Source organism: Endozoicomonas acroporae (assembly GCF_002864045.1).
Classification (GTDB): Bacteria; Pseudomonadota; Gammaproteobacteria; order Pseudomonadales; family Endozoicomonadaceae; genus Endozoicomonas; species Endozoicomonas acroporae.
In genome coordinates, this window is the sequence record NZ_PJPV01000195.1 from 1 (window position 1) to 512 (window position 512).

General features: G+C 48.4%; 1 protein-coding gene. It reads right to left on the reverse strand.

Annotated elements, in window-relative coordinates:
• A partial coding sequence (locus CX664_RS23615) for a transposase (protein ID WP_146000278.1) occupies positions 1-434 on the reverse strand: 434 nt, incomplete at its 3' end.
• Positions 435-512 lie beyond the last annotated feature (78 nt).

Consider the following 512-nt stretch of genomic DNA (forward strand, 5'->3'; position numbering starts at 1 on the left):
GCCTTGTCCTTGCGATTGAGTTCACGCTCAAGCTTCTTGATGGTTTGCTTGTCTTTTTTCTGTTCATCAGACAGTACCTTGCGCTGCCTTGGCTGGCTGTCAGGCTGGACAGAAGCGCTGCTAATAAAGGCGGCTTTCCACTGCTGGATCTGTTCAGCAAACAGGCCTTTCTTACGACAGTATTCAGCCATTTCAGTTTGATTCAACGCAGCCGTTTCAATGATCACAGCTAACTTGTTTTCAGGTGTCCATTGATCTGGATTCTTTCCGTCGCCCGGCACAGGCACTCCTTTAGATACTGCTTTCTTTCGCCAAGTGTACAGGGTCACATCAGAGATACCAGTCTCACGTACCAACTGCGAAACTGGCACATTATTGGGTGGCATCATCTTCTGAATGATGGACTCTTTGAACTCTTCTGAATAGCGGGCCATTGATTACTCATGACCGCCCCCTGTTGAGATTTCTAATTTCAGGAGAGGCGACAACTATGCTGACACAGGGGGAGGTCG